This is a genomic window from Priestia sp. Y58 (assembly GCF_029522095.1).
Lineage (GTDB): Bacteria > Bacillota > Bacilli > Bacillales > Bacillaceae_H > Priestia > Priestia megaterium_E.
Genome location: NZ_JAKWFL010000003.1, coordinates 585,183 through 610,021, shown reverse-complemented (window position 1 = coordinate 610,021; position 24,839 = coordinate 585,183). Strand labels below are relative to the sequence as shown.

At 35.8% G+C, this 24,839-nt stretch carries 28 protein-coding genes; 9 read left to right on the top strand and 19 right to left on the bottom strand.

All coding sequences use genetic code 11. The features are described 5' to 3' along the window. Positions 1 to 1,289: 1,289 nt before the first annotated feature. Both MMB68_RS13120 and mbcS read left to right on the top strand, forming a co-directional pair. Positions 1,290 to 1,988 (top strand): hypothetical protein, encoded by a 699-nt coding sequence (locus tag MMB68_RS13120; protein ID WP_025751830.1) that lies wholly within the window; start codon positions 1,290 to 1,292, stop codon positions 1,986 to 1,988. A gap of 156 nt (positions 1,989 to 2,144) precedes the next feature. Continuing rightward, on the top strand, positions 2,145 to 3,725 hold the full coding sequence (gene mbcS / locus MMB68_RS13115; RefSeq protein ID WP_277548953.1) for an acyl-CoA synthetase MbcS: 1,581 nt from the start codon (positions 2,145 to 2,147) through the stop codon (positions 3,723 to 3,725). A 44-nt stretch (positions 3,726 to 3,769) separates the two neighbouring features. Here mbcS and MMB68_RS13110 read toward each other — a convergent pair whose 3' ends face one another. Continuing rightward, complete coding sequence (locus MMB68_RS13110; protein WP_221783332.1) at positions 3,770 to 4,732, bottom strand: VanW family protein; 963 nt, start codon at positions 4,730 to 4,732, stop codon at positions 3,770 to 3,772. 400 nt (positions 4,733 to 5,132) lie between these two features. Between MMB68_RS13110 and MMB68_RS13105 the strand changes: the two genes are divergently transcribed. Beyond that, positions 5,133 to 5,591: a MarR family winged helix-turn-helix transcriptional regulator gene (locus MMB68_RS13105; RefSeq protein ID WP_013057155.1), complete on the top strand. Its 459-nt coding sequence runs from the start codon at positions 5,133 to 5,135 to the stop codon at positions 5,589 to 5,591. Between the two features lie 36 nt (positions 5,592 to 5,627). Here the strand turns inward: MMB68_RS13105 and MMB68_RS13100 are convergent, their stop codons facing one another. Beyond that, positions 5,628 to 7,139: a class I adenylate-forming enzyme family protein gene (locus MMB68_RS13100; RefSeq protein WP_221783330.1), complete on the bottom strand. Its 1,512-nt coding sequence runs from the start codon at positions 7,137 to 7,139 to the stop codon at positions 5,628 to 5,630. A gap of 411 nt (positions 7,140 to 7,550) precedes the next feature. On the opposite strand from MMB68_RS13100, the gene MMB68_RS13095 reads away from it, so the two are divergent. After that, positions 7,551 to 8,195 (top strand): SDR family oxidoreductase, encoded by a 645-nt coding sequence (locus MMB68_RS13095; protein WP_014459986.1) that lies wholly within the window; start codon positions 7,551 to 7,553, stop codon positions 8,193 to 8,195. 35 nt (positions 8,196 to 8,230) lie between these two features. On the opposite strand, the gene MMB68_RS13090 is transcribed toward MMB68_RS13095, so the two are convergent. The 13 genes from MMB68_RS13090 to MMB68_RS13030 all read right to left on the bottom strand — a co-directional run bounded on the left by MMB68_RS13090 (position 8,231) and on the right by MMB68_RS13030 (position 16,312). Next, positions 8,231 to 8,851, bottom strand: coding sequence for an NUDIX hydrolase (locus MMB68_RS13090; RefSeq protein WP_277447813.1), 621 nt, complete (start codon positions 8,849 to 8,851; stop codon positions 8,231 to 8,233). 176 nt (positions 8,852 to 9,027) lie between these two features. Continuing rightward, on the bottom strand, positions 9,028 to 9,303 hold the full coding sequence (locus tag MMB68_RS13085; protein ID WP_014459988.1) for a hypothetical protein: 276 nt from the start codon (positions 9,301 to 9,303) through the stop codon (positions 9,028 to 9,030). 196 nt (positions 9,304 to 9,499) lie between these two features. Continuing rightward, complete coding sequence (fabZ, locus tag MMB68_RS13080; protein ID WP_277447814.1) at positions 9,500 to 9,925, bottom strand: 3-hydroxyacyl-ACP dehydratase FabZ; 426 nt, start codon at positions 9,923 to 9,925, stop codon at positions 9,500 to 9,502. Between the two features lie 18 nt (positions 9,926 to 9,943). Next, positions 9,944 to 10,750, bottom strand: coding sequence for a cobalamin-binding protein (locus MMB68_RS13075; RefSeq protein WP_115653987.1), 807 nt, complete (start codon positions 10,748 to 10,750; stop codon positions 9,944 to 9,946). Between the two features lie 100 nt (positions 10,751 to 10,850). Then, the gene (locus tag MMB68_RS13070; RefSeq protein ID WP_013083263.1) at positions 10,851 to 11,129 is read right to left on the bottom strand and encodes a hypothetical protein; all 279 of its coding nucleotides are present in this window, start codon (positions 11,127 to 11,129) and stop codon (positions 10,851 to 10,853) included. A 15-nt stretch (positions 11,130 to 11,144) separates the two neighbouring features. Further along, on the bottom strand, positions 11,145 to 11,330 hold the full coding sequence (locus tag MMB68_RS13065) for a hypothetical protein (protein ID WP_277447816.1): 186 nt from the start codon (positions 11,328 to 11,330) through the stop codon (positions 11,145 to 11,147). Between the two features lie 133 nt (positions 11,331 to 11,463). Beyond that, positions 11,464 to 11,679: a DUF378 domain-containing protein gene (locus tag MMB68_RS13060; protein ID WP_013057146.1), complete on the bottom strand. Its 216-nt coding sequence runs from the start codon at positions 11,677 to 11,679 to the stop codon at positions 11,464 to 11,466. Between the two features lie 133 nt (positions 11,680 to 11,812). Continuing rightward, positions 11,813 to 12,286, bottom strand: a complete 474-nt coding sequence (locus MMB68_RS13055) for a DinB family protein (RefSeq protein ID WP_277447817.1) — start codon at positions 12,284 to 12,286, stop codon at positions 11,813 to 11,815. 431 nt (positions 12,287 to 12,717) lie between these two features. Further along, entirely contained in the window at positions 12,718 to 13,533 is an 816-nt protein-coding gene (locus MMB68_RS13050; protein ID WP_277548950.1) for a protein-glutamine gamma-glutamyltransferase, read from the bottom strand. 128 nt (positions 13,534 to 13,661) lie between these two features. After that, positions 13,662 to 13,991 carry a hypothetical protein gene (locus MMB68_RS13045; protein ID WP_221783316.1) on the bottom strand — a complete coding sequence of 110 codons (330 nt, stop codon included), beginning with the start codon at positions 13,989 to 13,991 and terminating at the stop codon, positions 13,662 to 13,664. A 95-nt stretch (positions 13,992 to 14,086) separates the two neighbouring features. Beyond that, the gene (locus MMB68_RS13040) at positions 14,087 to 14,296 is read right to left on the bottom strand and encodes a hypothetical protein (protein ID WP_221783314.1); all 210 of its coding nucleotides are present in this window, start codon (positions 14,294 to 14,296) and stop codon (positions 14,087 to 14,089) included. 344 nt (positions 14,297 to 14,640) lie between these two features. After that, positions 14,641 to 15,054: a hypothetical protein gene (locus MMB68_RS13035; protein WP_221783312.1), complete on the bottom strand. Its 414-nt coding sequence runs from the start codon at positions 15,052 to 15,054 to the stop codon at positions 14,641 to 14,643. Positions 15,055 to 15,886: 832 nt separating this feature from the next. Next, positions 15,887 to 16,312, bottom strand: coding sequence for a hypothetical protein (locus MMB68_RS13030; RefSeq protein WP_221783433.1), 426 nt, complete (start codon positions 16,310 to 16,312; stop codon positions 15,887 to 15,889). Positions 16,313 to 16,435: 123 nt separating this feature from the next. Here MMB68_RS13030 and MMB68_RS13025 point away from each other — a divergent pair, with 123 nt between their 5' ends. Further along, positions 16,436 to 16,936 carry a hypothetical protein gene (locus tag MMB68_RS13025; protein WP_221783310.1) on the top strand — a complete coding sequence of 167 codons (501 nt, stop codon included), beginning with the start codon at positions 16,436 to 16,438 and terminating at the stop codon, positions 16,934 to 16,936. A 46-nt stretch (positions 16,937 to 16,982) separates the two neighbouring features. Next, positions 16,983 to 17,447: a hypothetical protein gene (locus MMB68_RS13020; protein ID WP_277447820.1), complete on the top strand. Its 465-nt coding sequence runs from the start codon at positions 16,983 to 16,985 to the stop codon at positions 17,445 to 17,447. An 87-nt stretch (positions 17,448 to 17,534) separates the two neighbouring features. Here MMB68_RS13020 and MMB68_RS13015 read toward each other — a convergent pair whose 3' ends face one another. Both MMB68_RS13015 and MMB68_RS13010 read right to left on the bottom strand, forming a co-directional pair. Then, entirely contained in the window at positions 17,535 to 20,042 is a 2,508-nt protein-coding gene (locus MMB68_RS13015) for an ABC transporter permease (protein WP_277548948.1), read from the bottom strand. Then, positions 20,039 to 20,806 carry an ABC transporter ATP-binding protein gene (locus MMB68_RS13010; protein ID WP_277548946.1) on the bottom strand — a complete coding sequence of 256 codons (768 nt, stop codon included), beginning with the start codon at positions 20,804 to 20,806 and terminating at the stop codon, positions 20,039 to 20,041. The genes MMB68_RS13015 and MMB68_RS13010 overlap by 4 nt, the downstream gene beginning before the upstream one ends. A 361-nt stretch (positions 20,807 to 21,167) precedes the next feature. Here MMB68_RS13010 and MMB68_RS13005 point away from each other — a divergent pair, with 361 nt between their 5' ends. Together MMB68_RS13005 and MMB68_RS13000 are read left to right on the top strand one after the other, a co-directional pair. Continuing rightward, positions 21,168 to 21,581, top strand: coding sequence for a thiol-disulfide oxidoreductase DCC family protein (locus MMB68_RS13005; RefSeq protein ID WP_033579032.1), 414 nt, complete (start codon positions 21,168 to 21,170; stop codon positions 21,579 to 21,581). A 21-nt stretch (positions 21,582 to 21,602) separates the two neighbouring features. Continuing rightward, positions 21,603 to 22,088 carry a hypothetical protein gene (locus tag MMB68_RS13000; protein WP_277548943.1) on the top strand — a complete coding sequence of 162 codons (486 nt, stop codon included), beginning with the start codon at positions 21,603 to 21,605 and terminating at the stop codon, positions 22,086 to 22,088. Positions 22,089 to 22,388: 300 nt separating this feature from the next. Here the strand turns inward: MMB68_RS13000 and MMB68_RS12995 are convergent, their stop codons facing one another. Beyond that, on the bottom strand, positions 22,389 to 22,949 hold the full coding sequence (locus MMB68_RS12995; protein WP_048020840.1) for a nitroreductase family protein: 561 nt from the start codon (positions 22,947 to 22,949) through the stop codon (positions 22,389 to 22,391). Between the two features lie 239 nt (positions 22,950 to 23,188). After that, positions 23,189 to 24,481, bottom strand: a complete 1,293-nt coding sequence (locus MMB68_RS12990; protein WP_221783299.1) for a Glu/Leu/Phe/Val family dehydrogenase — start codon at positions 24,479 to 24,481, stop codon at positions 23,189 to 23,191. Positions 24,482 to 24,679: 198 nt separating this feature from the next. Between MMB68_RS12990 and MMB68_RS12985 the strand changes: the two genes are divergently transcribed. Then, positions 24,680 to 24,835 (top strand): hypothetical protein, encoded by a 156-nt coding sequence (locus tag MMB68_RS12985; protein ID WP_162871471.1) that lies wholly within the window; start codon positions 24,680 to 24,682, stop codon positions 24,833 to 24,835. Positions 24,836 to 24,839: the final 4 nt, after the last annotated feature.

Below are 24,839 nucleotides of genomic sequence, written 5' to 3'. Positions count from 1 at the left end.
CGATTAAGTGAGCGGCCATTTTAACCATTTCTAAGATATAATCCATAGCTTGTACATAATTTAATTCATTTGACCTTAAGCGCGTCATTCAGTAGATTCTTAAGAGTTCTGTTTACAACCCGAAAATTAAAATCATTAGAGCGAAACCAACTGACTTGAAAGAGAACTTACACACTCTAAGGGAAAATCTAAGGGAAAAGCAAAAAATGATATGTATTCTAAGGATCTAAGAGCAAGGGAGACCTCAACGGTTTTATTTCTTTTTCTAGTTTACATAATATATATTCTAGGAACCAACAGGTAAAACACAAATTCTGTCTCATTATAAAAGTAAACTTATGATAGTGAGACAGAATTCAAAAATGAGATAAGGTTTATATTTATATCAATCGACTCACTAAACTAATTATCCATAAGATTTGTTCTAATTGAACAATTATAGATATAATTTTATGGAAATACATATGAATTTCACCAGTTTAGTTTTAGGATTGATCAGCTCGGTTTATGTTTAGATTATATTTAGAGATTTTGAAAAATGAATGAGTTTACTTATAGAAATTAAATTTTACACTCATTCATTTTTTCTCATCGTATTCTCAATGAACCCTTTGCAAAACGATGAAATCTGTTTGCGTTTAATATTTTAAGGATTTATTTGCTACTGAACGTATATTTTTCATTCAGTACATATGTTTGCATTAAATGGATTTTTATTCATTGATAAAAGTCAAAACCTCGCATTTTCTGTAATAAAATACATTGGTTAGTATTTTTATTCCGTAAGATTCTGTGTTAAAATCACAACAAACCCCTTTCTTATCAGCTTTTTAGTGATTTTAGTTGTAGTTTCCTTTTTCATCGGGTATAATATTAAACAAATAGATGACGGTATAAATTGGATGTCATTATCCAGTTTTAAAGGAGCGATACTCATGAACATTACAATTTATTATGGAAATCATGAAGATAAAACAATTCATACAATGGATTGTCACGTAGATATCGATTTAGATGATGAAGATATGGTAGCTTTAATAGAAGCTCGTTAATGAATATATAAAAGGCTGTGGATGCTTTTCATCTGCAGCCTTTTATTTTTTGCTCCCCCTCTTCTTTTCCATCTTTTAATGACCGCTACGTTTTAAGATCATTAGCTACTTTTATTATAAAATTTCAAATTCTCCGTTAACTTCTCTTTACTTTTCGACACATTTTTTGTATCATTGAATAAGAACGTATGTTCGTTTTATTTTTATCGTATTGATGATCACAAGGAGTGTTTTTGAATGACGGTACGAAAAAGAAAAAGAAAGAAGCTCCCTCCTACCCTATCCAACACTGGCTTTATTGGAGCAACGTTTGCTGATACAGATGAATTAGCGCGTAACGAATATCACTTCCCTCGTAAACAAATGAAAATCACCCATCATGTTTTAGATGCTTTGCTTCAAGGGGCAACGCACTTATTTCAACAGCATAAAGTTGAAGCCGCTATCTCATGCGTGTATCTTCCTAAGTACAAGAAGATTGGTTTAGTCCTTTCTAAACAGCCTTTTGGCCGCAATGAAGGCATTGGGTATTTTATTAATTACTTAAAGGAAATCGGACATATTGAGTGGGATGAAAAAACGAAAGACTACGAAATACATAATACGAGTTTTATCGGCGTGGTATTTGCAGACCTAGAAAAAATTGCTAAGTTCACTTTCGATTTTGAGCTGGAATTGCTGTCAAAGTTCGTCAAAGACTTAATTATTCCCGCTAAAGAGCTGTTCTTGCAGCATAATGTAAAAGCGTATCTCTCAGGCGTTGAAAATGAAGACCAGCATAAAGTAGGGTTTGTTTTATCCATCAAGCCTTATGATGAACGTAAGGAAGCAGACTTATATTTTGTGGAGTATTTAAAAGAACGTGGTTTATACGAAGAGGACGAGTCTGAAGAAGAGCTAGTACCTATTCATACAAAATGGAGCTTATTTAAATAACATACGTTATACCCGCTGTCTTAATAAGATAAGCGGGTCTTTTTTTGCTTTTTTACTAAAACCCAAAACAAATTAGTAGCAAGTACTAATAGTTAGTAATATAATAATAGTAATGATAAAAAATCATTGATATCTATAATATAAGGAGTCGTTTTTATGATTCAACTAAAAGATTTAGTTCCAGGTGAACATTACAACTTAACAGAGGAAATTGAAAAACATGCATCCGATCAGCTTGCGCTAAAGTGGCAGGACGCTGACGGTGTGCGTGAGGAAATTACATATAACGAGCTGTTAGCAAAAGCAAATAAGGTGGCAAACGGGTTAACAGAGCTAGGATTAACAAAAGGCGATCATGTTTTGGTTATTGCACCTCGCCTTATTGAATCGTATGCTATTTACTTAGCATGCTTAAAAGCAGGTATTATTGTAATTCCTTCTTCAGAACTATTACGCGCAAAAGATATCCTATATCGTTTACATCAGGCTGAAGCAAAAGCGATTATTTCTTACCATCCTTTCTGCAATGAGATCGATAAGATTGAAAACTTCCCTACTTCTCTACAACATAAAATTACGTTTGGTGCTGATGTTACGTCATGGACGCGCTTAGAGTCACTTACGGCGGATGCATCAGAACAGTTCCAAGCAGCTAAAACAACTAAAGATGATACGGCATTCCTTCCTTATACATCTGGTACAACAGGACAGCCAAAAGGCGTTGTTCATACTCATGGATGGGCTTATGCTCACCTTCGTATCGCTGCTGCTGAATGGTTAGATATTAAAAAAGGCGATACGGTCTGGGCAACAGCAGGTCCTGGTTGGCAAAAATGGATTTGGACTCCGTTTTTATCTGTACTTGGACAAGGTGCAACAGGCGTTATCTATAACGGACGTTTTGAACCTAAAAAGTTTTTAGAAATTTTACAGTATGAAAAAGTCAACGTACTGTGCTGCACGCCAACAGAGTATCGCTTTATGGCTAAAATTGATGAGCTTGAACGTTTTGACCTGTCTCACCTTCATAGTGCTGTATCTGCCGGCGAACCGCTAAATGAAGAAGTGATTAATGTGTTTAAAAAATATTTTAATATCCAAGTACGCGATGGATATGGTCAAACGGAGAATACTCTTTTAATCGGTACATTAAAAGGTGTAAAAACAAAGATTGGTTCAATGGGTAAACCGATGCTTGAAGGATTTGTAGAAATCATTGATGAAGACGGGGAACCTTGTGAGCCTGGAGAAGTTGGAGACATTGCCGTTCGTAGAGACCTCCCTTCCCTTTTCAAACATTATTATAAAGATATGGAGCGCACTGAGAAAACGTATAAAGGAAACTACTATTTAACAGGTGACCGCGCTTCTAAAGATGAAGAGAACTATTACTGGTTCCAAGGACGCGGAGATGATATTATTATCAGTTCTGGCTATACAATTGGGCCATTTGAAGTTGAAGATGCGTTAATTAAGCATCCAGCGGTGAAAGAATGTGCCGTTGTAGCTAGCCCAGATGCTGATCGCGGCCATGTTGTAAAAGCGTATGTTGTTCTTGTCGATCATGCAAAAACAACAGATGCAGGGTTTATTAAAGAGCTGCAAAATCACGTAAAGGCTCTAACTGCCCCTTACAAGTATCCTCGCGTAATTGAATTTATTGATGAATTGCCAAAAACTAATTCAGGTAAAATTCGACGTGTGGAACTTCGTGAACGCGAGCAACAAAAAGCATAATAAATGAAAAAAAGACGTATCTGTTTAGGATACGTCTTTTTTTATTAGATAGCACGCTGTGAAGTACGAACATCTACCGTTAAAACACCGGTATTTACGTTTGCATATGCTTTAATGATGACAGGGTAATCTTTGTTGTTTGTGAACTTAAAATCAGGTCCTCCCCACGATACGGTTGCATCTCTTCCTGCAGGTACATAACCTACATGTTTTGAATGGTGAGACCTAGCTGTCACTTGAAGACCAGCGCCGTCAATCGCATTAAATAGCGTAGAAGATGTTTGGCAGATCCCTCCGCCAATTCCCATCACCAGCTGTTTGTTGATAATTTCAGGAGCAGGCTGATAGCCTCTTTCTGCTGTGCGCTCCCCAACTGTTTGATTATAAGAAAATGAATCTCCTGGACCTAATACAACGTTATTAATTGCTTCTGCTGATAGCTGAACATTTCTGTTTCGACTTGTATCACTTGGACGAAAACGGGTAGAATACGAAGCTAGCGATACATCAGCGATCCCTTTAGCAGATGCTGCTGTGACGTTTGGAGCGGTTTCATAAATCGGAACCTTGACATCCAATTGTTTCGTATTTAAGTTCTGCAGATTTTCAACAAGCTCTGCTTCTTTTAAAATGATTTGTTTGGATCCGCCAGTTAACGCTCCATTTGCGTCCATCTTTATGTTTTGCATAGGCGTATCAATTCCTTTTGCCATCTCAGACGCTAACTGTTTAATTTCTTGATCATACACGTCTTTATCCTTGTAATGGACTGGTTTGAATTCTTTCATTACTTGTCCTGTGCGGGAATCTTTTAACTGATACGTCAGGTCTTCAACTTTAAGGACTGGCTTTTTCTTTTTCTCAGCCTTTTTTTCTGCTTTTTTAGCCGCTTGTTTTTGTTCTACTGCAGCTGTTTGCTTTGCAGAATGATTTGTATACACGCTGTACGCAATAAACGCACTAACAATTGTCGCGCCAAGTAAAAGCGCCCCTAAGACTTTCTTCATGTAATTGAATCCCCCCATATCTCGGCTTTACCTCAATATGTTTTTTCTATAAAAATATGTATACATTCATTTTATACAAACATCGTCCCAACGACGATATGTCAAAGTGAATAATCACCATTTTTTATATTTTTTTCTTTGTTCAACACATGAGGTAAAGCGGAATGATGTTCATAGACCCCATTTTTTCTTATGAACTCAATAGAAAACAAATGTTGTATGCGTTTCCTGTTATTACTATTCTTATATATAATAGCACGAAAACAAGGATTTTTTAACGAATTATGGTAATTATTTTAAAATTTTTCTGACAATTTTCGCGGTGTTGTTCATTTTTCTATGGGCATTATACATGGTATAATGGTAAAAATGGAATTTGTTTTATGAGGAGGATTTACGCTTGACTGAACGTTATAGCAAAGAAGAGATTAGTCATCAGCTAGAAAGTATAGATCATGTAAAAGAAGCTCTTTTAAAATATAAAAACACCGTAATCGGTGAGAAATATGATTTGCTTCCCTACCATTTAACTTCAACAAAAGAGGCAATCTTAAAGACCATTCACGATAAAAAAAGCTGTATTGTTAGCGATATCACAAAAGTACTTGGGCTCTCACCTGGTGCTATCACCATTGTATTAAATCAATTAGAAGATGATGAGCTTGTGAATCGTATATATAAAAAGCAAAACCGCCGAAGCGTGTGGGTAGAGTTGACGGAAAAAGGCGAAAAAGTTGTCGAAATATTGCAAGCTACTCGTGTCGATTTTTGGTCAGATTTACTTTCACACTTATCAGAAGAAGAAAGAGATCAATACTTTCACATTATGAAAAAAATATCTCAAAAATTACAGCAATAAATATAAAAAAAGCGGCTATAAAGGCCGCTTTTTTTATTATGCGTGTGCTAAGGCTTGTTTTTTCACTTCGTTTTTCAACACTTTTCCTACGCTGTTTTTAGGAAGTGATGAAACAAATACAACAGTTGGCACTTTATATGGTGCTAATCGTTCTTTACAGAAGTTCACTACATCTTCTTCAGTTAAAGCAGATGCTTGTTGTTTAACAACAAATGCATATGGAACTTCGCCGTACACATCATCAGGCATGCCGACAACTGTCGCTTCTAACACACCATCTGCTGCTAGGACAACTTCTTCTACTTGATCTGGGTAGATGTTGTCTCCTCCATATACAATTACATCTTTATAGCGTCCTTCAATGTAAAGAAATCCGTCTTCATCTAATCGACCTGCATCGCCCATCGCTAACCAGCCATCTTGTAAGACAGCGTTTGTTGCTTCTTCGTTTTGCCAGTAGCCTTTAAACAGATAAGGGCTTCGTACAAGTACTTCACCTTTTTCTCCAGTTGAAACTTCTTGACGTGTTTCGGGGTCTACAATTTTAACTTCCACATGTGGAGCAGGTTTTCCAGCAGAGCTTACTTTCTTCCATCCCATTTGAGGATGCCATGAACTGATAATCCAAGCTTCTGTGCTTCCATACCCTTGAGCTAAAATCATTCCGTTACGATCATATTGTTCAATTAAAGACTCTGATACTTTTGTTCCGCCTGACACAGCAAGTTTTAGAGGAAAATCATAGTGATCTCCTTTTTCAAGCTCTTCTACAATGTACTTTAATGCCGGTGGTAGTGCAAACAGCATTTTAATGTTTTCTTTTTCAATTACCTCAATTACTTTAGCTGGATCTGTTTCTTCAGAACATACCATTGTGTTTCCTGTGTTAATGCACATAAATAAAATGCTCATCGAACTCATGTGAAAGAATGGATGAACAAACAAATAACGCATGCTTTTATCAATATTTGCACGTTCTTCCTGTCCGCCAGAATTTAAAAAGGCACTTACTGATCCGTGTGCAATCATACATCCTTTTGACTTACCTGTTGTACCTGATGTGAACATCATCAATGCTAGATCTTCAGGAAGTACTTCAGGAAGTACTTCTGGTGTGTTTGTGTTATACGCTGAGAATTGAGTTGTAAATTCTTTTGCATCCTCAATTTTTAACGTAAAGCTAAGTTCATCCGTTTGTTCCGCTTTTTCTAATACAGACGTAAATTCATTGTGGTGGATAATCGCTTTTAACTGTCCGCTCGTAATAATGCTATCAAGCTCATAAGGTGTCATGCTTTTACTTAATGGAACAACGACTGCTCCCACTTGTAAAATCCCCATTGTAACGACTGGGTAAGCAATGCTTGTATGAGCTAAAATACCAATACGATCTCCTTTTTGAATTCCTTTCTCTAAGAAGTAATGAGACAATTGATTTACTTTTTCATGAAATTCATTAAATGTATAACGTTCATTATGTTCAACTAGTGCTTCATGTTGAGGAGAAATCTCTGCACGTTCTGCGACTAAGTATTGTAATGTGTTCATTTTATCCTCTCCTTTGTCCGCTCGGACTAAATATTTCGTTCATGAATATTTTAATGACTAAAACATAATAACAAAAAATTTTTCCGAAGTAAAAGTTTAAAATTATCAAAATGTGTTTATATAGGTTGTATCGGGAAATGTTAAAAGAGATACTGTTTTTAAGAAGTGTTGTATTACCAAGGGTTTGAGAAAATTTTACAAAATTTAAATAGTTCAGACACTGGGTTTAATGAACTATTTTTTTCCTTTTTTTGTTTTTAAATTAGTTTTTATTTCTTGTTTTTCATTTTTTTAATATATTTTCTTACTTTCCCCTTATTCACCGGATTTTGAGCTCATTTATTGAATGGAAACGGTGAATATGAAACAATAATATATAAGCATTTGGATTTGAAAGGAGCAAATTTAGACATGAAAGTTCTCGTAATTGGTGCGAATGGTCAAGTAGGCAAACATATTGTAAACATTTTGAATGAAAGTGATGTGCACACTGTACGTGCGATGGTTCGTAAAGAAGAACAAGCAAAAGAACTTGAGGCAAGAGGTATCGAAACGGCTTTTGCAAGCTTAGAAGGCACTGTACATGAAATTAAGGAAGTGATGAAAGGCTGTGACGCCGTTATCTTTAGCGCAGGATCAGGCGGGAATACAGGCCATGATAAGACACTTTTAATTGATTTAGATGGTGCGGTAAAAGCGATGGAAGCCGCAGAAGATTTAGGTATTAAACGATTTGTGATGGTAAGCGCACTTCAAGCACATCACCGTGAAAACTGGAATACTTCACTAATTCCTTACTATGTAGCCAAACATTATGCAGATAAAATCTTAGAAGCAAGCGGATTAACATATACAATTGTTCGACCAGGCGGATTGTTAAATGAACCAGGAACAGGACGTGTAGATGCTGGAGAGAACAAAGAGCGCGGATCAATTCCTCGTGAAGATGTAGCGCGTGTTGTAGTAGAAACATTAAGTGAAGATCATACATTCGGACGTTCTTTTGATTTAGTTTCAGGCGATACGCCTATCACAGAAGCTATTCAATCTATTTAATATAAAAAAAGCAGCGAATACGTATTCGCTGCTTTTTATTTATCATTTAATACATGTACTAAATGATAAATCACTTTTGCTGTCAGTCCCCATATGACTCGATCTTCATAGTAATAAAAATGTTCTTCCATCTCTCTTGTTTGCCAATTATAATTTTCACCACCAATAATCGCGTCATAAGGAAAATTATGTTCGGGTTCTACTCTGAAATGGATATTGTGTATATCAGGTTCGGTACGCTGAAAAAAAGAAAGAGGCACGGTAAATACTTCTGCTACTTCCGAAGGATTCGGTCGAAGTTCAAGCGACTCATCAATAAAACCTACATAAGGATAAATGATTGTTCCGAATTGAGAAACAATATAATCTAAAGCTTGTACGTGCTGAATAGATTGGGGCGTAATACCTAACTCCTCGGATGTTTCACGGATAGCCGTTTCTTTTTCGTCTGCATCCGTCTTCTCGACACGCCCTCCTGGAAAACAAATTTCTCCGGGCTGTCTTCGTAAATCGAGCGCTCTTACCTCAAATAAAACATGTAGTTCCCCTTGTTTTTCAATAAGCGGAACAAGAATGCCGAAGCGGGAGAACTGCTCCATCCCAAGGATTGTCGGCATCCGGTTTTTTAACTTAGCTATAATGCGGGATGCATCCATACGTCCACTTCCTTTCACAAAATGAATTATCAAAAGAATAGCGAGTTATAAGCTGCGATGTCAACTAACCTGCAAAAGAAAGCTGTTATCTTTATTATATGAAGAGATGTATCGAATTGACACTACAATTGATAAAAATATATAGCATGAATATAAATAAAAACAGATAGCACCGGCTACCTGTCTTTTTGTCTTGTTTTTAACAACCCATAAATAAGTAAAAAGAATGCCACCACACTGATGAGCAATCCTCCTACTTGCTTATCAGTGAGTCCAAAACGAAGCTGAAGCCAAAAGATAACCAAGCAAATCAAAATGACGCTGGTAGCTAAATAAAAGTAAATGCTGTAGAAAAACGGATTCGTTCTTTTCCGTTTGTAGACAAGTAGTGAGATGCCTATATACGTACCCAATAGTGTGAGTAATACAACAACTTCCGTTAATGTTCTCACCGCATTCTCCCCTCTCCCTTTTTTCTTCTATACCCCGTTTCTTCTTTTATCAAAAGGTAAAAAGGTATTCATAAAAAACCGCTCTTACGACATACGGAGGTTTTCTCGCTACGCTTTATCCTGAATTATTTGCTTTTTTACATTGGTCGTTTTCATCTTGCTAACATCAGCTGTTTTTTTTACAAAGGCGTTTGTACTATACATCAAGAGCAAAGGTAATGACCGCTTCACATGCTAACTCGCTGTCTACAAATGCTTTGCCTTTTCCTCTTACAATCTTTCCGCGCTGCTTGAGAATCTCAAATTCTAAGCGAAGTGTATCTCCTGGCCTTACTTGACGCTTAAAACGGCATTCATCTATCCCTGCCAAAAAAGCAAGTCTTCCTTTTTGTTGATCATCCGCAGCCATAGCAAATCCACCAAGCTGAGCAAGAGCCTCGACAATAAGTACCCCTGGCATCACCATATAGTCCGGAAAGTGACCTTGGAAAAAAGGTTCATTTGCTGTTACTTGTTTAATTCCTATCGCAAGCTTTCCTTCTTCTTGCTCTAAGATGCGATCAACAAGTAAAAAAGGATAGCGGTGTTGAATGGTATGTTTTATTTGTTTTATATCTTTCATATGTATCGCTCCTTTTTCTTATAATAAGGGGTCCTTGCCGTCAAATGCAGGAAACGTATCTGGATGAAGAAGCGGCGCGAGTTTTTTTAATCCTAACAGCAACCGAGGTGAAGGCCGACAATACAGCCATTCTTCTAGTACATATACACGATGTTCTTTTATGGCAGACATGTCAGACCAGTTCGGTCTCTTGTGTAAAATCGTTGGATTCACTTTGTTTGTCTGTACGCCCACCCAAGCCAAACACACATGAAGTGGATTTCGTTTGAGCACTTCTTCCCAATCACTCTGTACATTTGCTTCTTTATGATCAGCAAATATATTTTCTCCTCCCGCTAACTCACTAATTTCAGTCAGCCAATTTGCTTTGCCAGGAGTAAAGACAGGTTTTGGCCACCATTCCCAGTATACAGTGGCTTTTTCGTCAATTTGATTTGCAATCCCTTTATATGTAGAAAGAAACTGATCATAACGCTTTAACAGTTCAGCTGCTTTTGTTTCAATGTTTAATCGCTGACCTAAATCCTGTAGATTTTGACGGATATCTTCTAGCGAATTAGGATTATATACGACATAAGGAAGCTTTCGCTTTTTTAGTTCTTCAATATTTCGCTCCATTCCAGGAACGCTTAGTGATGCTAGGACTAAATCGGGTTTAGCTTCTTCCACCGCATCCATATTAATAGATAAATCGGGACCTAAACGCGGCAGACCTCCAATAGACTGCGGCCAATCGGAATAATCATCTATTGCTACGAGCAAATGCTCACATTTTAAATACGCTATTAGTTCTGTATTGCTTGGACAAAGCGAAACAATTCGCATAGTTCCCCTCCTGCATTCATTTCTTTTTTTCTATTATACAATAGATCCAAATATAAAAAGCAGAGACTTTCACTGAAGTCCCTGCTTGTGGCGCTCTCTCTTATCCGCCCATCGCGTGATAAAAGAAGTAAAAGAAACCCAAACAGCCAAGTGAACTAATGCTTGTAGTTAAAATGCCGATTGAAAGCAACACCTGTCCGTCTTTTTTTTGTTTGTATCGCAGCATATAATAAAAAGCTAAACAAGTGCCAAGAAGTAAATAAATAGCCCATATGTAAGGTAGATTCTTTAGCTGAAAGATGTATCCTTGATTAAATAATAAACAGTAAATAAAAAAAAGATTTACGATAAAAAATATAGGAAGTACACTTTTCTTCATCTATTAAACCCTCTTCTATTCTTTATTTTCTGCTATAGTTGCCCTGTTTTGATTTCTCAGCTCATCACGTATTTCACGTAAATATTGATTTCTCTCTTTCATTTGCTTTAACACTATAACGATAACAGCTATAATTCCAGCAATGATTCCTATATAAAGAACTCCAAACACTAAGATAGGTACTATACCCCAAAGCTCCATCTCATTCCTCCTATTTTTTGGTTATTACATTATTTTACCGTATTTTGTAAGGATGTCACGTCTTTTATCCATGAAAAAGGGAGTTTGAATATACATTCAAACTCCCTAAAGAGATAATAAAAAATAATATTTATTATAGCGCTTTGCTTTTGACACTCGCTCCCGTTCCGAAGAACTTATCAAAAATTTGATAAAGAGCAGACAGGCCAACTAACCAATAAATCGTTGTTACTAACCAATCCCAAGAGCCAAATAGCTCTTCTACTACATTCACGCCTAATGCTACAGCTAACCAATTTAAACCGCCTAAAATCACAAGAAGAGTCGTTAAACCTGAAAGAAATTTCACGTTGTCACCTCCTTGCGAACTGCATTAGGAAAAGCAGCTCATGTTACATCTTATGCGCTGTATAGATTAGTATATGCATAGGCGCTATGTAAAATAGTTATAAAGAATATGTGATTTATTCTTTTTTATTTCCTTATTGTGCAGCTGCTGCTTTCCCAATTTGCTTAATCGTTTCTACATGCATCGCTTCGTGATAGAAACTGAATAAAAACGTTTCGCCAACTGTTGTAAAGTTGATACCCGCTTTATTTGTAAAAGGTGTGATTAACTGCTTATCAAACTGCCCCGGCATGAACTCTTTAATACGATGTGCTTGGTCTTTCAACACATTCGCAATTTCTTCAAGAGATGGAGCAGCCTCGTTCCAATCAGCAGGTTTTGTTCCGGCACCAAAAAAGCTTTCATAACTCTCTGGCGTTTGCATCGGTTCACCAGCTAAGCCAAACACAAGCTTTTCTTGAATAAAAGCAATGTGTCCAAGATTCCAGCGGATATTGTTATTGAATCCTTTTGGTGTGATGTCCGCTGCCTCTTCTGTTGTTTTTTCGAGGATATTGATCGTAATTCCTCTTACAACGTCCATATGTTTTAAAATCATGTTTTCCATCGTCTAATCTCTCCTTACGTTGTCGTATTAGATAAACTATTCAATGTCTATTGTGCACAAATTACCCCTTAAATGCCACTCATAACATTTAAAGCGTAAAATAAAAGAAAATCCAAAAGAAAATCCCCCTATATAAAAACTAGGGGGATGTTTTAAGCAGAAGACTTTAAATTTGAGACAGGTCCTTTGTTTGGCTTCGGTTTTAGCTGACCAAGCTTATTTTTCAGATAATCTTTTAATGCGCCGCGTTTTCTCTTGCGTCTTTTATCACGATTTTTAATAGTAATCTCCTCCTTTCCTTTTAGTTTTAAGACCTGCGTATTAAATGGATTCTTCTTTTATACATAAAATCCTTTTGAATTCTCAAATTTACCTTCATGTAATTCTTTCCTTTTTACAAAAAAAGACCAAAGTACCAAAACTTTGATCATTCAAGCTACATACGTAATCGATCCAATAGTGGAAATAATAGCGCTGTTTCTGTCGTACCAAACAACAGGTTCGTATCTAACCGCAAAATAACTGAGGTGAGCGGTGTGAAGCCTAACAATTTCATCTGACAGGTAAGCTGATTGCTTTGCGTCGTCTTTTCTCTTTAAATTTAACACTTCAATAATTCTTTCCCGCGTCGTAATTCCAATTCCATGACCAAAATATAGAGTTTCATCTAATACAATGGTGTTTTCACCTTTCCACTGGGGAGTATCAGGGTTATAATCAGGGTTTTTAAAATACGCACAGTCTCCGGGCAAGTAGTCAGATCCTTTATAACCATGGAGCTCAAGATCTTCATCGTATTGCCAATCGTGTAAGTAAAGATCAGCAAAAAGTCTGTTAAAGTTTGCTTTTCCAATATTATTTAATACAGCTTTGTAAAAGATGATGATAACAGCCGTCGCGCACTCAAATGCGTATTCGTGTCCGTTGTAAAAAATATCATCGATGGCCTGATGAGGAGAAACGGTAGGCAGTAGCTGAAACCCTCCGTTATCGGTTCGTTTCCAATACTTTTCGTTGCACCTAGAACGTGCAAATGTAGCAAACCTAGCGCCGCTTTTGCGCAGCAACACAGACGATTCAATAATTTGTAATTTAACAGATACATCAAAATCAAGCTTGTCAAATGTAGCATACTCATACACTTCCCTATAGGCATCCATTTGTTTTAAAATGTCTGCTTTTTCTTTTGTTAACGAACTATTATTTAAATCGCTTATTTTCACAATTTGTTGGTTAACTTTAATCATAGACGTTCTCTCCTTTACAGAAAATGATATCAATCACCTTCTCTAACAGGATATTGATAAAAAATTATTTTGTGTATCTTCATTTATTTAAAATCATGAAGATTAGGAAAAACGATGAAAAAAGTAAGTTAACCGCTAATTTTTTCATTTGTTCCTTTTTGTCCTTTTGTCACCTTTTTAAATATAAAGCGAGCAACTAACAAGTACAGTGGTAACACAATAATGACGGCAATAACATTTAAAATCCAAGGTATTGTCCCCATAAAAACGTTTGAAGATGCTTTATCATACCAGCTCACAATAATTATTAAAAAGACAACACTGGATATAAAAGTACTTATATATCCCTTCTTATAGTTTGTACTTCTCACAGCAACAACAAAGCCAATTACCAATGAAATGCCTGCTGCCATTAAGACAAAAATCAAAAATAAGTTTGCTACCTTTTGAACGTCCATTACTTCCCTCTTTCTTATAAAATTTTCACTCCAGAATCTTCGTTACGTCACTTATAAAAAAAGTAAATTTAAGTACTTTAAACTCCCTAAAACAATTAACGGCTTTTTCTAGATATAATTCCTGCAGTATTTTGATTAGCCGCTTCATTTTGTTTTTGATTGAAAGTTACTATTAAATTGTATATGAAAATCAACAAACCACATCCGACTATAACCCAGCGCATAATTCCTTGGAACGCAGAATTAAAAACGTTTGCTAAAGCTATTACAAGTCCTATTGACATGTTAAGATAATTCCAAAACAAGTAAATCGCTCCTCCTTAACCATTGCTTCTTCTTTTCTTAGTCCTTAATATAAATTCGTAGATGAACCAATAAATTAGAGGAAACAAAACAATAACGAGAAATCCGTTTTCAGCTGGTACATATTTGTAGATTAATAGCATAATAATTGCAAACACAAGGTAAGCTATCCAAAACCCTTTATCTCTTTTACGCACAATTAACACCTTCCTCTGAACGAGCACCTCGCATAACGTCTAACGTATTTTCTATATACACAACCGAATTCTTTCTTAAAAGTATATTATTAGCGGATGCCATACCAAGATAAGCCTAATTTTTAAGTCTAGGCTTATCTTGGTACTACCTATTTAGCAAGAAATACTTCTTCATTCACATTTTCAAAAAACGACTTTAACCTAGAAAAGTCTTCCTTGTTTCCCCGTGTAGAGAAAACTTCTTGCTCACTATGAACAACAACCATCGTAAGAGTTGATTTGAAAATTGTAAGGATTTGCTTTCCTGTTTTTATTTCTCTAATTTTATTAAATGGGATATGTAATACAATAGGTAGCTTAGAGAAAACTTCTCCGTAAAAAAGTAGGCTTTTTTCTGTATAAGCTAAAACACCTCGAATAGGTACAGAATTCCCATTTGGTACACCTACAAGTCCCGAAAACCCACTTTCACATTCATAGCAAGTTAAAATAGATTCTCTAATTTCTTCGTCGCTATCTATCTTTTCTTTAAACTCTTTAGTTGCTCTCTCTTTTAAACTCATACTATCCCCCCTATAGAAATTACTTCTTTTTAACCTACACCTAACTGAATTTTATAATAATTACACTTTTTTGTAAATTTCAGGTATCTGCCACCTAATTAATCTTTCTAGTTAAAAATAATTCATACAAAAAGGTGCTTGGATATTTAAATATCTAAGCACCTTTTTGTTAATCCCCCCAAACTCCAAAAACTTTATAGGAAGGATACGTTTTTGGAGATACAGGAGGTTTACTAAACGCGTAATCTTCTTCAATTTTTATATTAACAAATTATCATATTTTTATTTTACTTTTTTTCTAAATATGTTTTAATTATACACTAGTAACATCTTAATTTGATGCGTAAGAACTCTATCAGTTAAACCTGGTTATTTGTGTAACTACGCTCTTATAATTAAGAGAAAGGAAAATGCTAATGGCTTTCGTTAAAAAAATAAACATCTCGTCCGAAGCTAAATCAATGGGTATAGACTTCTATGTACCTTTTTTAATTATTTTAATTGCAATACTTTATACGTGCTTTTCCCCTGATCTAGAAAGTCTTCAATATATATCAAGAATAATAGAATTTGTTGTATGTCCTATAGCCGCTTGGTGGTCTGTATACTTATTTTTAGATCACTCTGGTGATAAAGATAAAACAGCTGAGTTAACACCTAACTCCTCGAGACCTATTTTGTCTTACGGCCTTATTAGAGTGACATCTTTCTTTCTTATTTTTCTTGCTGCATTTTTTGTATTGCTACTTGTTATTACATTAAGGTACCCGTATCCTTACATATCATTATTTAATTTAACTATTATTTATGTCCCTCAAACTGTGTTGTACTGTTACTTAGGATTTTTCCTTATGGTATTATCACGAAACATCGTTATTCCGCTATTGATTTTATTAACATATATAGCGGTCAAGTACTGGACTACAGGAGAGATTCCGCTATATAACGTAATGTCATTCTCTATAGATATGCAGTTGTATCCAAGGATTATCCCATTAGCTGTAAAGAATATTGCATTAGCTCTTGCTTTAGCGATTGCAGGACATTTCATTTTGGTCAGACGAAAGAAGATATAAATATTAGTATATACTAAAAAAGCTGAGCTCCTATTTACACTAGGTCTCAGCTTTTTTATTTCTTTTTGGGCTTCTTCTTGTTTTGTATTTTTGGTAATTGATTCTTTTGAGGTACATCCCATTAAACTAAAAGCAACAGTTAGAACAGCTGCTCCTGCTGCTATCTTCCTTGAATTCTTCATTGTGAAGCTCCATTTCTTTGTTGTTTAACTTTTACATACTGAACAACTATATCACATAAATGGATTATTTTAACTATTTATATTAAGATTAAAATTAAAGAAATTAATAAAATGGGGGTTTGTATGAAAAAGTTATATTCTGCATTACTCGCGCCTCTACTGTCAGCCAGTATACTAACGGGTTGTTCAGAAATGAACGTAGACGGCAAAAAAGACGGAGAATTTTATTCGAGTGAAGATGAAGCTTTTGAAAATGCAAAAAAAGAGTCTACAGGAATACAAGATATTATCGGTGAAAGTAAATATGTAGATAACGAAAAGATTGTTATCTATACAATTAAAGAAAAATCAAATGTAGGTGTAGGAACAGCTACATTAACTCAAAAGGATCAAAAAATCCGTTGGTATTTTAATGGGAATCCAGCTATTATCAAACAATCAAAGGGAAATACAGATATCACTAGTGAAATAACGACTCCAAAAGGTGTAAAGTACGATTTTTATGCCGGTACCCCAACAAAATCAAATATGACAATTGAAACCCGTACCGATACTGAAGTAGTCCCTCATATTGATAAAGAATATGATATTTATTATTACCTCTCCCCTGTTCCAAGAAATTAAGCAGCAATTTTTTTTTTACTAGTCGCAACTAAGGGGGACATTATATATGAAAGTGTGTATAAAATTATCTCTATTTACGTTTATTATCGTTGGATTACTAGGGTGTATAGGCGAGGAATATGACTTCTCTCCCCCTACGGTTACATTATCGGCCAATGATGTTGTGGATGTTGAACTGAAAGAAACTAATGTAGATTGGCGCGGCGAAGAAGGAAAACAGTACAGAAAGGAAACAAATACAAGGAATGGTATAAATAGAGCTAAAAAGCAGCAACAGCTAGCTGTTGCCCCTGAAACACCAGGAAATTTAAGGTTTGACAGCAAAGATTTTCTTGTTAATGACATTAGTTCTTATATAATCAGCACTAGTAATGCGAAGCAAGATATTAGAATAAACGAACAAGATAGAACTTTTACGTTCCCAAGGAAAAAAGGGAATTATGTTTATGTGCTAGAACTTCAAACTGATAGAGGCTACGCACAATATGTAGGGAACGTTGTTGTTAAATAAATAACATAGAAATTAATAAACCCCAACCTCTACAAAGAGATTGGGGTTTATTAATATTATAGTATTCTACTATATTTACATGAGAGGTCACTTATTATCATTAGTAAGCTCTATAGAAAGATCTTGTCCAGATATTTTTCGACTTACGTATGAGAATAAAAAAGTGCTAACTACAAGCATTGATACTACTACAGAAAGAATTGTTTTATAATCTATAACAAACTTCCCTGGATCCATTAATAGCAGAATTAATGTCACTAGAAGTCCCATTACAATTCCACATATTACTCCAATCGTAATATATAAATTCACCTGTGAAAGAATGACTTTACGAATAGATTTTGGCGTCATGCCCATCGCGCGTAAAACAGCAAATTCTTTTCGTTTTGAATAAATATTATTTGCCAATGAATTAAATACTCCTACCATGGTAGAAACAACCAATGTGGCAATAACAACTATAAAAATTCCCCAGCGCTGATAAAACATTTCGTTTGCTTCTTTAACAGATTGATCATAGCTGCTTACCTTTAATTCGGGATACTGGCTTTTTAAACCTTCAATTTCTTTTACAGCGGCCTTTACATCCGTAGCATCTATGTATAGGCGGTAAAAATCCACATCTTTAAACTTGTTGTTTTTCCAATCTAAAAATGCTTCATTATTGTCAAGAAGATGATTAGGTATAGCTGTTACGACATAATCTCCTTTAGGTATTATATGCCCCTCTATAATTGATCCATCTTGATTTTTAGCATACATACCTAAATGGAGTACCTGACCTACTTTTAAATTATGAATTTCAGCAAATTTTTCAGACACTATTATACTATTCTCTTTATTACTTCCTTTTACATACGAGAAGTGCTCTAGAAGTCCTTGCTTCTGCAATCTTTTCAAGTCAACAACATTATAACGAATATCCGCAACCTTTTTTGACTTTAAAATCTCTCCTAAGCCCTGATTACTCATGTTACTAACGCTTTTTACGTTAGGTAATTGTTCAGCCTTTCTAGTTAGTTCTTCTACATCTATTTTTGAATCATCAAGGCGAGTTTCCACAATAATGGGCATTACATATTCTTTTTTTAAGTAGGTTAGTCCATTAATTTGTATGGTTCTAAATGTAATTGATCCAAATACAGTAATGATCATTAATCCGCATATTATTAAGATAATCATTGTGTTTTTTTTAACTTGGGGAATTAGGTTTTTTATCGCAATATAAAATTCTTTGCCAAATATTTTTTGTCCATATGGTAAAAACCATTTTAATACTTTAGTCACTATGACAGGAAAGATTAGTATAAAGGCAAGCAAAACTAAAATAACTGTAATTAGCAACATCCCAGGTCCGTATGTGCCTCTTGTAGGAAATACCTGGCTTCCTATAACTAAAAATAAGGACAGTGCTAATAGTACCTTAAAAACTACTATTCTTGTCTTGGAAAAACCATAGTTAATTTTCTCGTTCTTCTGCATTGTTTTTAGCGGCAATACTTTTGTACTTCGATAAGCTGGAACGAGTAAAAAGAGTTGAATAATAACAAACATTACAACTGTAAGGATAATGGCAGTACCTACGTTAAAGTCAGTTGGAAAGAAAGATATTTTCGACACTTTTCCTAACCAGCTATATAAGTACCTTTGACTGCAAAAGGTTAGCAAAAATCCTACACCTGTACCTAGGGTGTTTATAACGGTGCTTTGAAGTATGATAATCTTGCTAATCTGTTTAGCACTGGCTCCTATTGAACGCATAATGGCGAACTGATTCCTCATCTTGTAAAGCAAAAGCTCAAAGTTTGAAATAAGAATAAGAGACGTGATAATTAACACCAATGCCGATAAAACAATAATAAATGTATGTAAGGATTGTAAATTATTTTGCACGCCTACATCTTGTTCAGCTATATCAATACGTAAGTCCTTGTTATATGATTTGATATGATTGGCCAACTTTAAGGCGCTCTCGTTTTTGTGTGCCTTTATTAATAAATAAGTCGCTTCTGCGCTGCTTTTTTCTTTTGCTTGAATATAGCGTTTTACATTCTTTTGATTAAGTATCAGCATATCCGGTGCTACTCCATTAGCGGATAAATCCTTTACCGTTTCCGCTAATGTGTATGTTCTGTTTTCAATAAGGACTTTATCTCCAATTTTTATATTTAAATCTTGGGCTAAGCTCTTATTCATTGCCACAGAGCTACTATTTAGAGGTTTGGAAAAGTGGTATCGACTTTTAGCTAAGTAATCATTTTCAACACCTACTGTATAGATAGAGACATGTAGTTGATTTAGGTTTAAATGAGCAATAGATACTTTTGATACCTTATCTACCATTTTATCCTGGTGAATTTCTTCAACTAAATCTGATGTCAAAATTTTGCCTTGATTCATCTCAAACCCTACGGACAAATCCATCTCACCGTAAGTTTGTTTTAATTGACTTTTTAATGTGTCCTGCGCATTAAAAGAGAATAAAACCATACTAAGTACAAGCATCGTAGAAATAGCTATACTTACAATAGACGAAAACACTATAAATTTATTGGACTTAAATAAACGAAAAGCTAAACCTCGTAGTGTTTTCATATCTTAGGACTCTCGGCTTTTGTAATCAGCTTAAACTTCTCTAGTATATGATCCAAATCACTATTTCCACTACAGATATACGTATCGACAATAGAGCCATCATGAAAGAATAGAACGCGATCTGCATAAGTAGCTACATTAGGGTCGTGAGTAACAAGAAGTATGCTTTGGCTAAGTTCGTTTTTTGTGGTTACCAGTGTGTCTAGTATGCCTTCGGAAGTATTAAAATCAAGGTTACCTGTAGGTTCATCTGCCAGAATAATAGGTGGGTCAGTTATAATAGCCCTTCCTATAGCTACGCGCTGCTGTTGTCCACCTGACAGTTGTACAGGGCGGTGTTTTTTCCAAGCTGTTAAGCCCAAGAGCTCAACAACGTTATTTACTTTTAAATCAATTACGTCCGATGTAAGTCCCTTTAAAACTAGCGGAAGAGCTATGTTTTCTTCTACAGATAAATCTTTTAATAAGTGGAATGATTGAAAGATAAATCCAATGTTATCTCGTCTGTACGCTGAAGCTTGAGGTTCTTGGAACATATCTTTTGAAAGCATTCCGTTTAATTTAATCGTTCCACTAGTTGGCTCATCAAGTGCTCCTAAAATGTTCAGCAGTGTGCTTTTTCCTGAACCACTTGTTCCCATAACAGCAACCATTTCACCTACCCCTAACTGAAAGGATATATCATTTAGTGCAGTAACTTCATAGCCCTCTCCTTTATAAACTTTAGTTAAATTCTTCACTTCTAAAATATGTTGATTCTTCACGTCTTCACCTCGAAGTAAGTTTCTTTTTTTGTAGTAGCAAAGGTAGTTCACGCTTTTATTACATCTACCTCGTAAATCCCCACTATATCTAGTACGTTTCAAAACAGGAATAGTTTTACATTTTGTGAAAAAAAAGAAAAATTTTTAGTTATTTATAAGAAACACAAAAAAAGAGAAGTTTATGAGATAAGCTGCTACATTCAAACAAAAACAGTGTTGTATTTGACTCTGTTTTCTTGCTTAAATTCACTTGAACTCACATAAAACATTTCCACTTTTACCCTTATGTCTTGTAGTCCCACACGTAAACAATTATACTTATTTTAGTAAATATTCATAAAAAAGGAAGGGAAGAAACATCATGCCGCCAAATCCATCACACCATCCTATTATTCTATTTGATGGTGTTTGCAATCTTTGCAACGGATGGGTACAGTTTGTTATCAAACGAGATTCACGTGCTCTATTTCGTTTTGCGTCGCTTCAATCTGATACTGCGGGAACCTTGCTGCGTAAGCATAACTATGAGCACCCACCACTTCACTCGGTCATTCTTCTTATGAACGGGAATCTTTACACAGAGTCTACGGCTATCCTACATATTGTCCGCCAGCTTCGAGGACCCATTCAACTAATGGCGTGTTTCCAAGTGGTTCCCGCGTTCATTCGAAACCTGTTCTATCGTTTCATTGCACGTAATCGGTATAAGTGGTTTGGAAAACAAACGTCATGTATGTTGCCAACCCCTGAAGCCAAAATGCGATTTTTGGACTAAGCATACAAATGGAGGAAAACAATGCGTTTATCAACAAAAGAGAAATTTCGTTTAAGTATTCTTGCGACCCTAAGGTGGACCATGGCTATTACGTTTCTTATTTATGGAATGGCCAAAATCTACCCAGGACAATTTATAACAGGCGATTTCGTGTTTGATTCAACAAAAGATTCTGCGATGAAACTGGCGTGGTATTTCTTTGGGTATTCTGACTTCTACAACTATTTTATTGCTGCTGGCGAATTATTAGCTGCGTTGTTATTGGTGATTCCGCGTACCGCGACACTAGGGAACATTATTTTTCTCCCCATTATTGCCAACATCACCGTCCTTAACTATTGTTTCAACATTCCTGCCAAAGTGGTGTGTGTTCCGCTTCTTGCGATGAGTTTGCTATTAGTATTGATGGAATACTCAAAGTTAAAAGGCATCTTCTTTGTCAACACTGCTACCCCAACGCAGAAAGTAGACGTTCAATCATCCGAAAGGAAGGTGACCGTTAAATGATTGTCTTTCTTTTGCCGCCCATTATCTTCGGTTTGGCGTGTACTTATTATTTTGGTCTTCACAAAGAAGACTGAACACAGACAACTCCTTTTTTGTTCTGACTAGTATTTACGGAAACCAGGGAAGTTCGCGATAAGATACTAAAAAGAACTGCTGCAGGTAAACCCATAAAAGTGCAAATTGATGCCGCTGCATGTTGGCATTAAATTTCTTTATGCCACTTTTCAAAAACAATAAAAAAGGCAGCAGCTCAACTTATGAGCTGCTGCCTTTTATTTATAGAAACACAGAAATAACCTTTTAACGATACCAAATTGTTTTATCTTGATACGGAATACGTTTTGATGAAGCTTCTTTATTAGGATGTCCGACGTAAATTAAGCCTAGGAGCTTATCGCCGTCTTCTAGAGATAAAAAGTCATTCAGTTCTGACTGATAGACAATATCACCCGTTCTCCAAATTGTAGCCAAACCTTGTTCTTCCGCTACTAATAGCATATTTTGTATGCTTGCCGCTACGGCAGAGATTTCTTCAATTTCAGGCACTTTTCCTGAAGGACTTACTGCTACAGCAATAATGACAGGAGCGCGAAGCGGTCCTTTTTTTGCTTTTGTTGTTTTTTTCAACGCTTCTTCTTCACTTAAGTGAGCAGTTTTTTGCTTCATAATACGTTCCATTTCGTCTCCTAAACGAACGCGTGAATCCCCCGTAAACACTCGGAATTTCCAAGGCTCTGTCTTTTTATGGTTAGGAGCCCAAGTGCCTGCTTCTAACATAAGGTTGATAGCATCTTCTGATACGTCTTTGTCTTGCATAGCCCCAATCGTTCTTCTAGCTTTAATAATATCTAATACGCTCATGCTTTCTGTCTCCTTTTCTACATTCAATTTATTAGTATAGGTATGTATATATCTTATATATAGAATAATTGAAAATCATTCTCACTGTCAATTGTTTTGCCATCATTCGGGTTGCGATAAATAAATATGCCAATTTTTTAAGCATGTTTGTTTTTTTTAGCAGTTTTTCTTTTAATTATTTGGCAGTTCCGGCAAATAAAAAACGATTTGGAACATGTAGTCCAAATCGTTTTTTTATCTTATACCCAGCCGCGGAAACGAGAAGCTTCAGCTGATTTTTTGATTCCTGCCATGTAAGCAGCAAGTCTCATGTCTACGTCATTTTCTTGAGCGATTTGATAAATCGTTTCAAATGAATCCACCATTACCTTGCGTAATTTGTAAGCTACTTCCTCTTCAGACCAGTAGTAGCCTTGATTATTTTGCACCCATTCGAAGTATGAAACCGTTACGCCTCCAGCACTTGCTAAAATATCTGGCACTAAAAGCACGCCTTTTTCATCTAAAATGCGCGTGGCTTCAAGCGTAGTCGGTCCGTTCGCCGCTTCGACTACAATAGAGGCTTTAATGCGATGAGCGTTACGAACCGTAATTTGATTAGAAATGGCTGCGGGTACTAAAATATCACATTCTTTTTCTAATAGTTCTTCGTTTGTCATCACATTGGTAAATAAATTCGTTACGGTACCAAAACTGTCGCGTCGATCAAGGAGGTAATCAATATCAAGACCAAGCGGATCATAAAGAGCGCCGTATGCGTCTGAAATGCCAATTACTTTTGCACCTGCATCATGCATGAACTTGGCAAGAAAACTGCCGGCGTTTCCGAAGCCTTGAATAATAATCCGCGCTTCTTGCAAGTTAAGGTTTTTCTTTTTAACGGCTTCTTCAATACAAATGGTTACGCCTTTAGCCGTTGCAGTTTCACGTCCTTGAGATCCTCCGAGTACGATAGGTTTTCCAGTAATAAAACCAGGAGAATCGAACTCGCGCAGTCGACTATATTCATCCATCATCCACGCCATAATTTGAGAGTTTGTATAGACATCCGGTGCAGGAATATCTTTAGTAGGTCCAACTATTTGACTGATGGCTCTTACATAGCCGCGGCTTAGGCGCTCTAGTTCACCAAACGACATATTTCTTGGATCACATACAATTCCGCCTTTACCGCCGCCGTACGGAAGGTCGACAATTCCGCATTTTAAACTCATCCAAATAGATAATGCTTTTACTTCTTCTTCATTCACTTCAGGATGAAAACGCACGCCTCCTTTAGTAGGTCCGACAGCATCATTATGCTGAGAGCGGTAGCCGGTAAATACTTTTACCGCTCCATTATCCATTTTAACTGGAATACGAACCGTCATCATGCGCAGCGGTTCTTTCAGCAAATGATACATTTCTTCACCATAGCCTAGCTTTTGAAGCGCTTCTTGAATAACGGTTTGAGTAGATAAAAATAAATTAAGTGATTCCTGTTCTTGCTGCTGTTCTTTTTTTAATTCACTAGCTGTTTTTGTAATGGACATTCTGTTCACCCCATATTAATCATTGAAATTTCTCAATGATTTAATATGCAATTCCTGTGCCAATTTCGGCGGTTTTACAACGCTTTTATTTTATAAATAATCTGCATTAGCACGCCTTATATTCCCTGCATAGGCTGATATTAGTATATACTTAAAGAAATAAGACAAACTATTTATACTGAAAAGGAGGAAAGTGCTATGTTACATGAAAGAAAAGAACAAGAGCGAAACAATCACTATATAGAATGCTGTTCCATCTGTGGAGAAAGGCTAACATCTTTTCAAGAAAAAGAAATCTTCACATGCGACAGCTGTTTTGAACAAAAAGTCAACGATGTGCTTTCTGAGCTGTAATCAG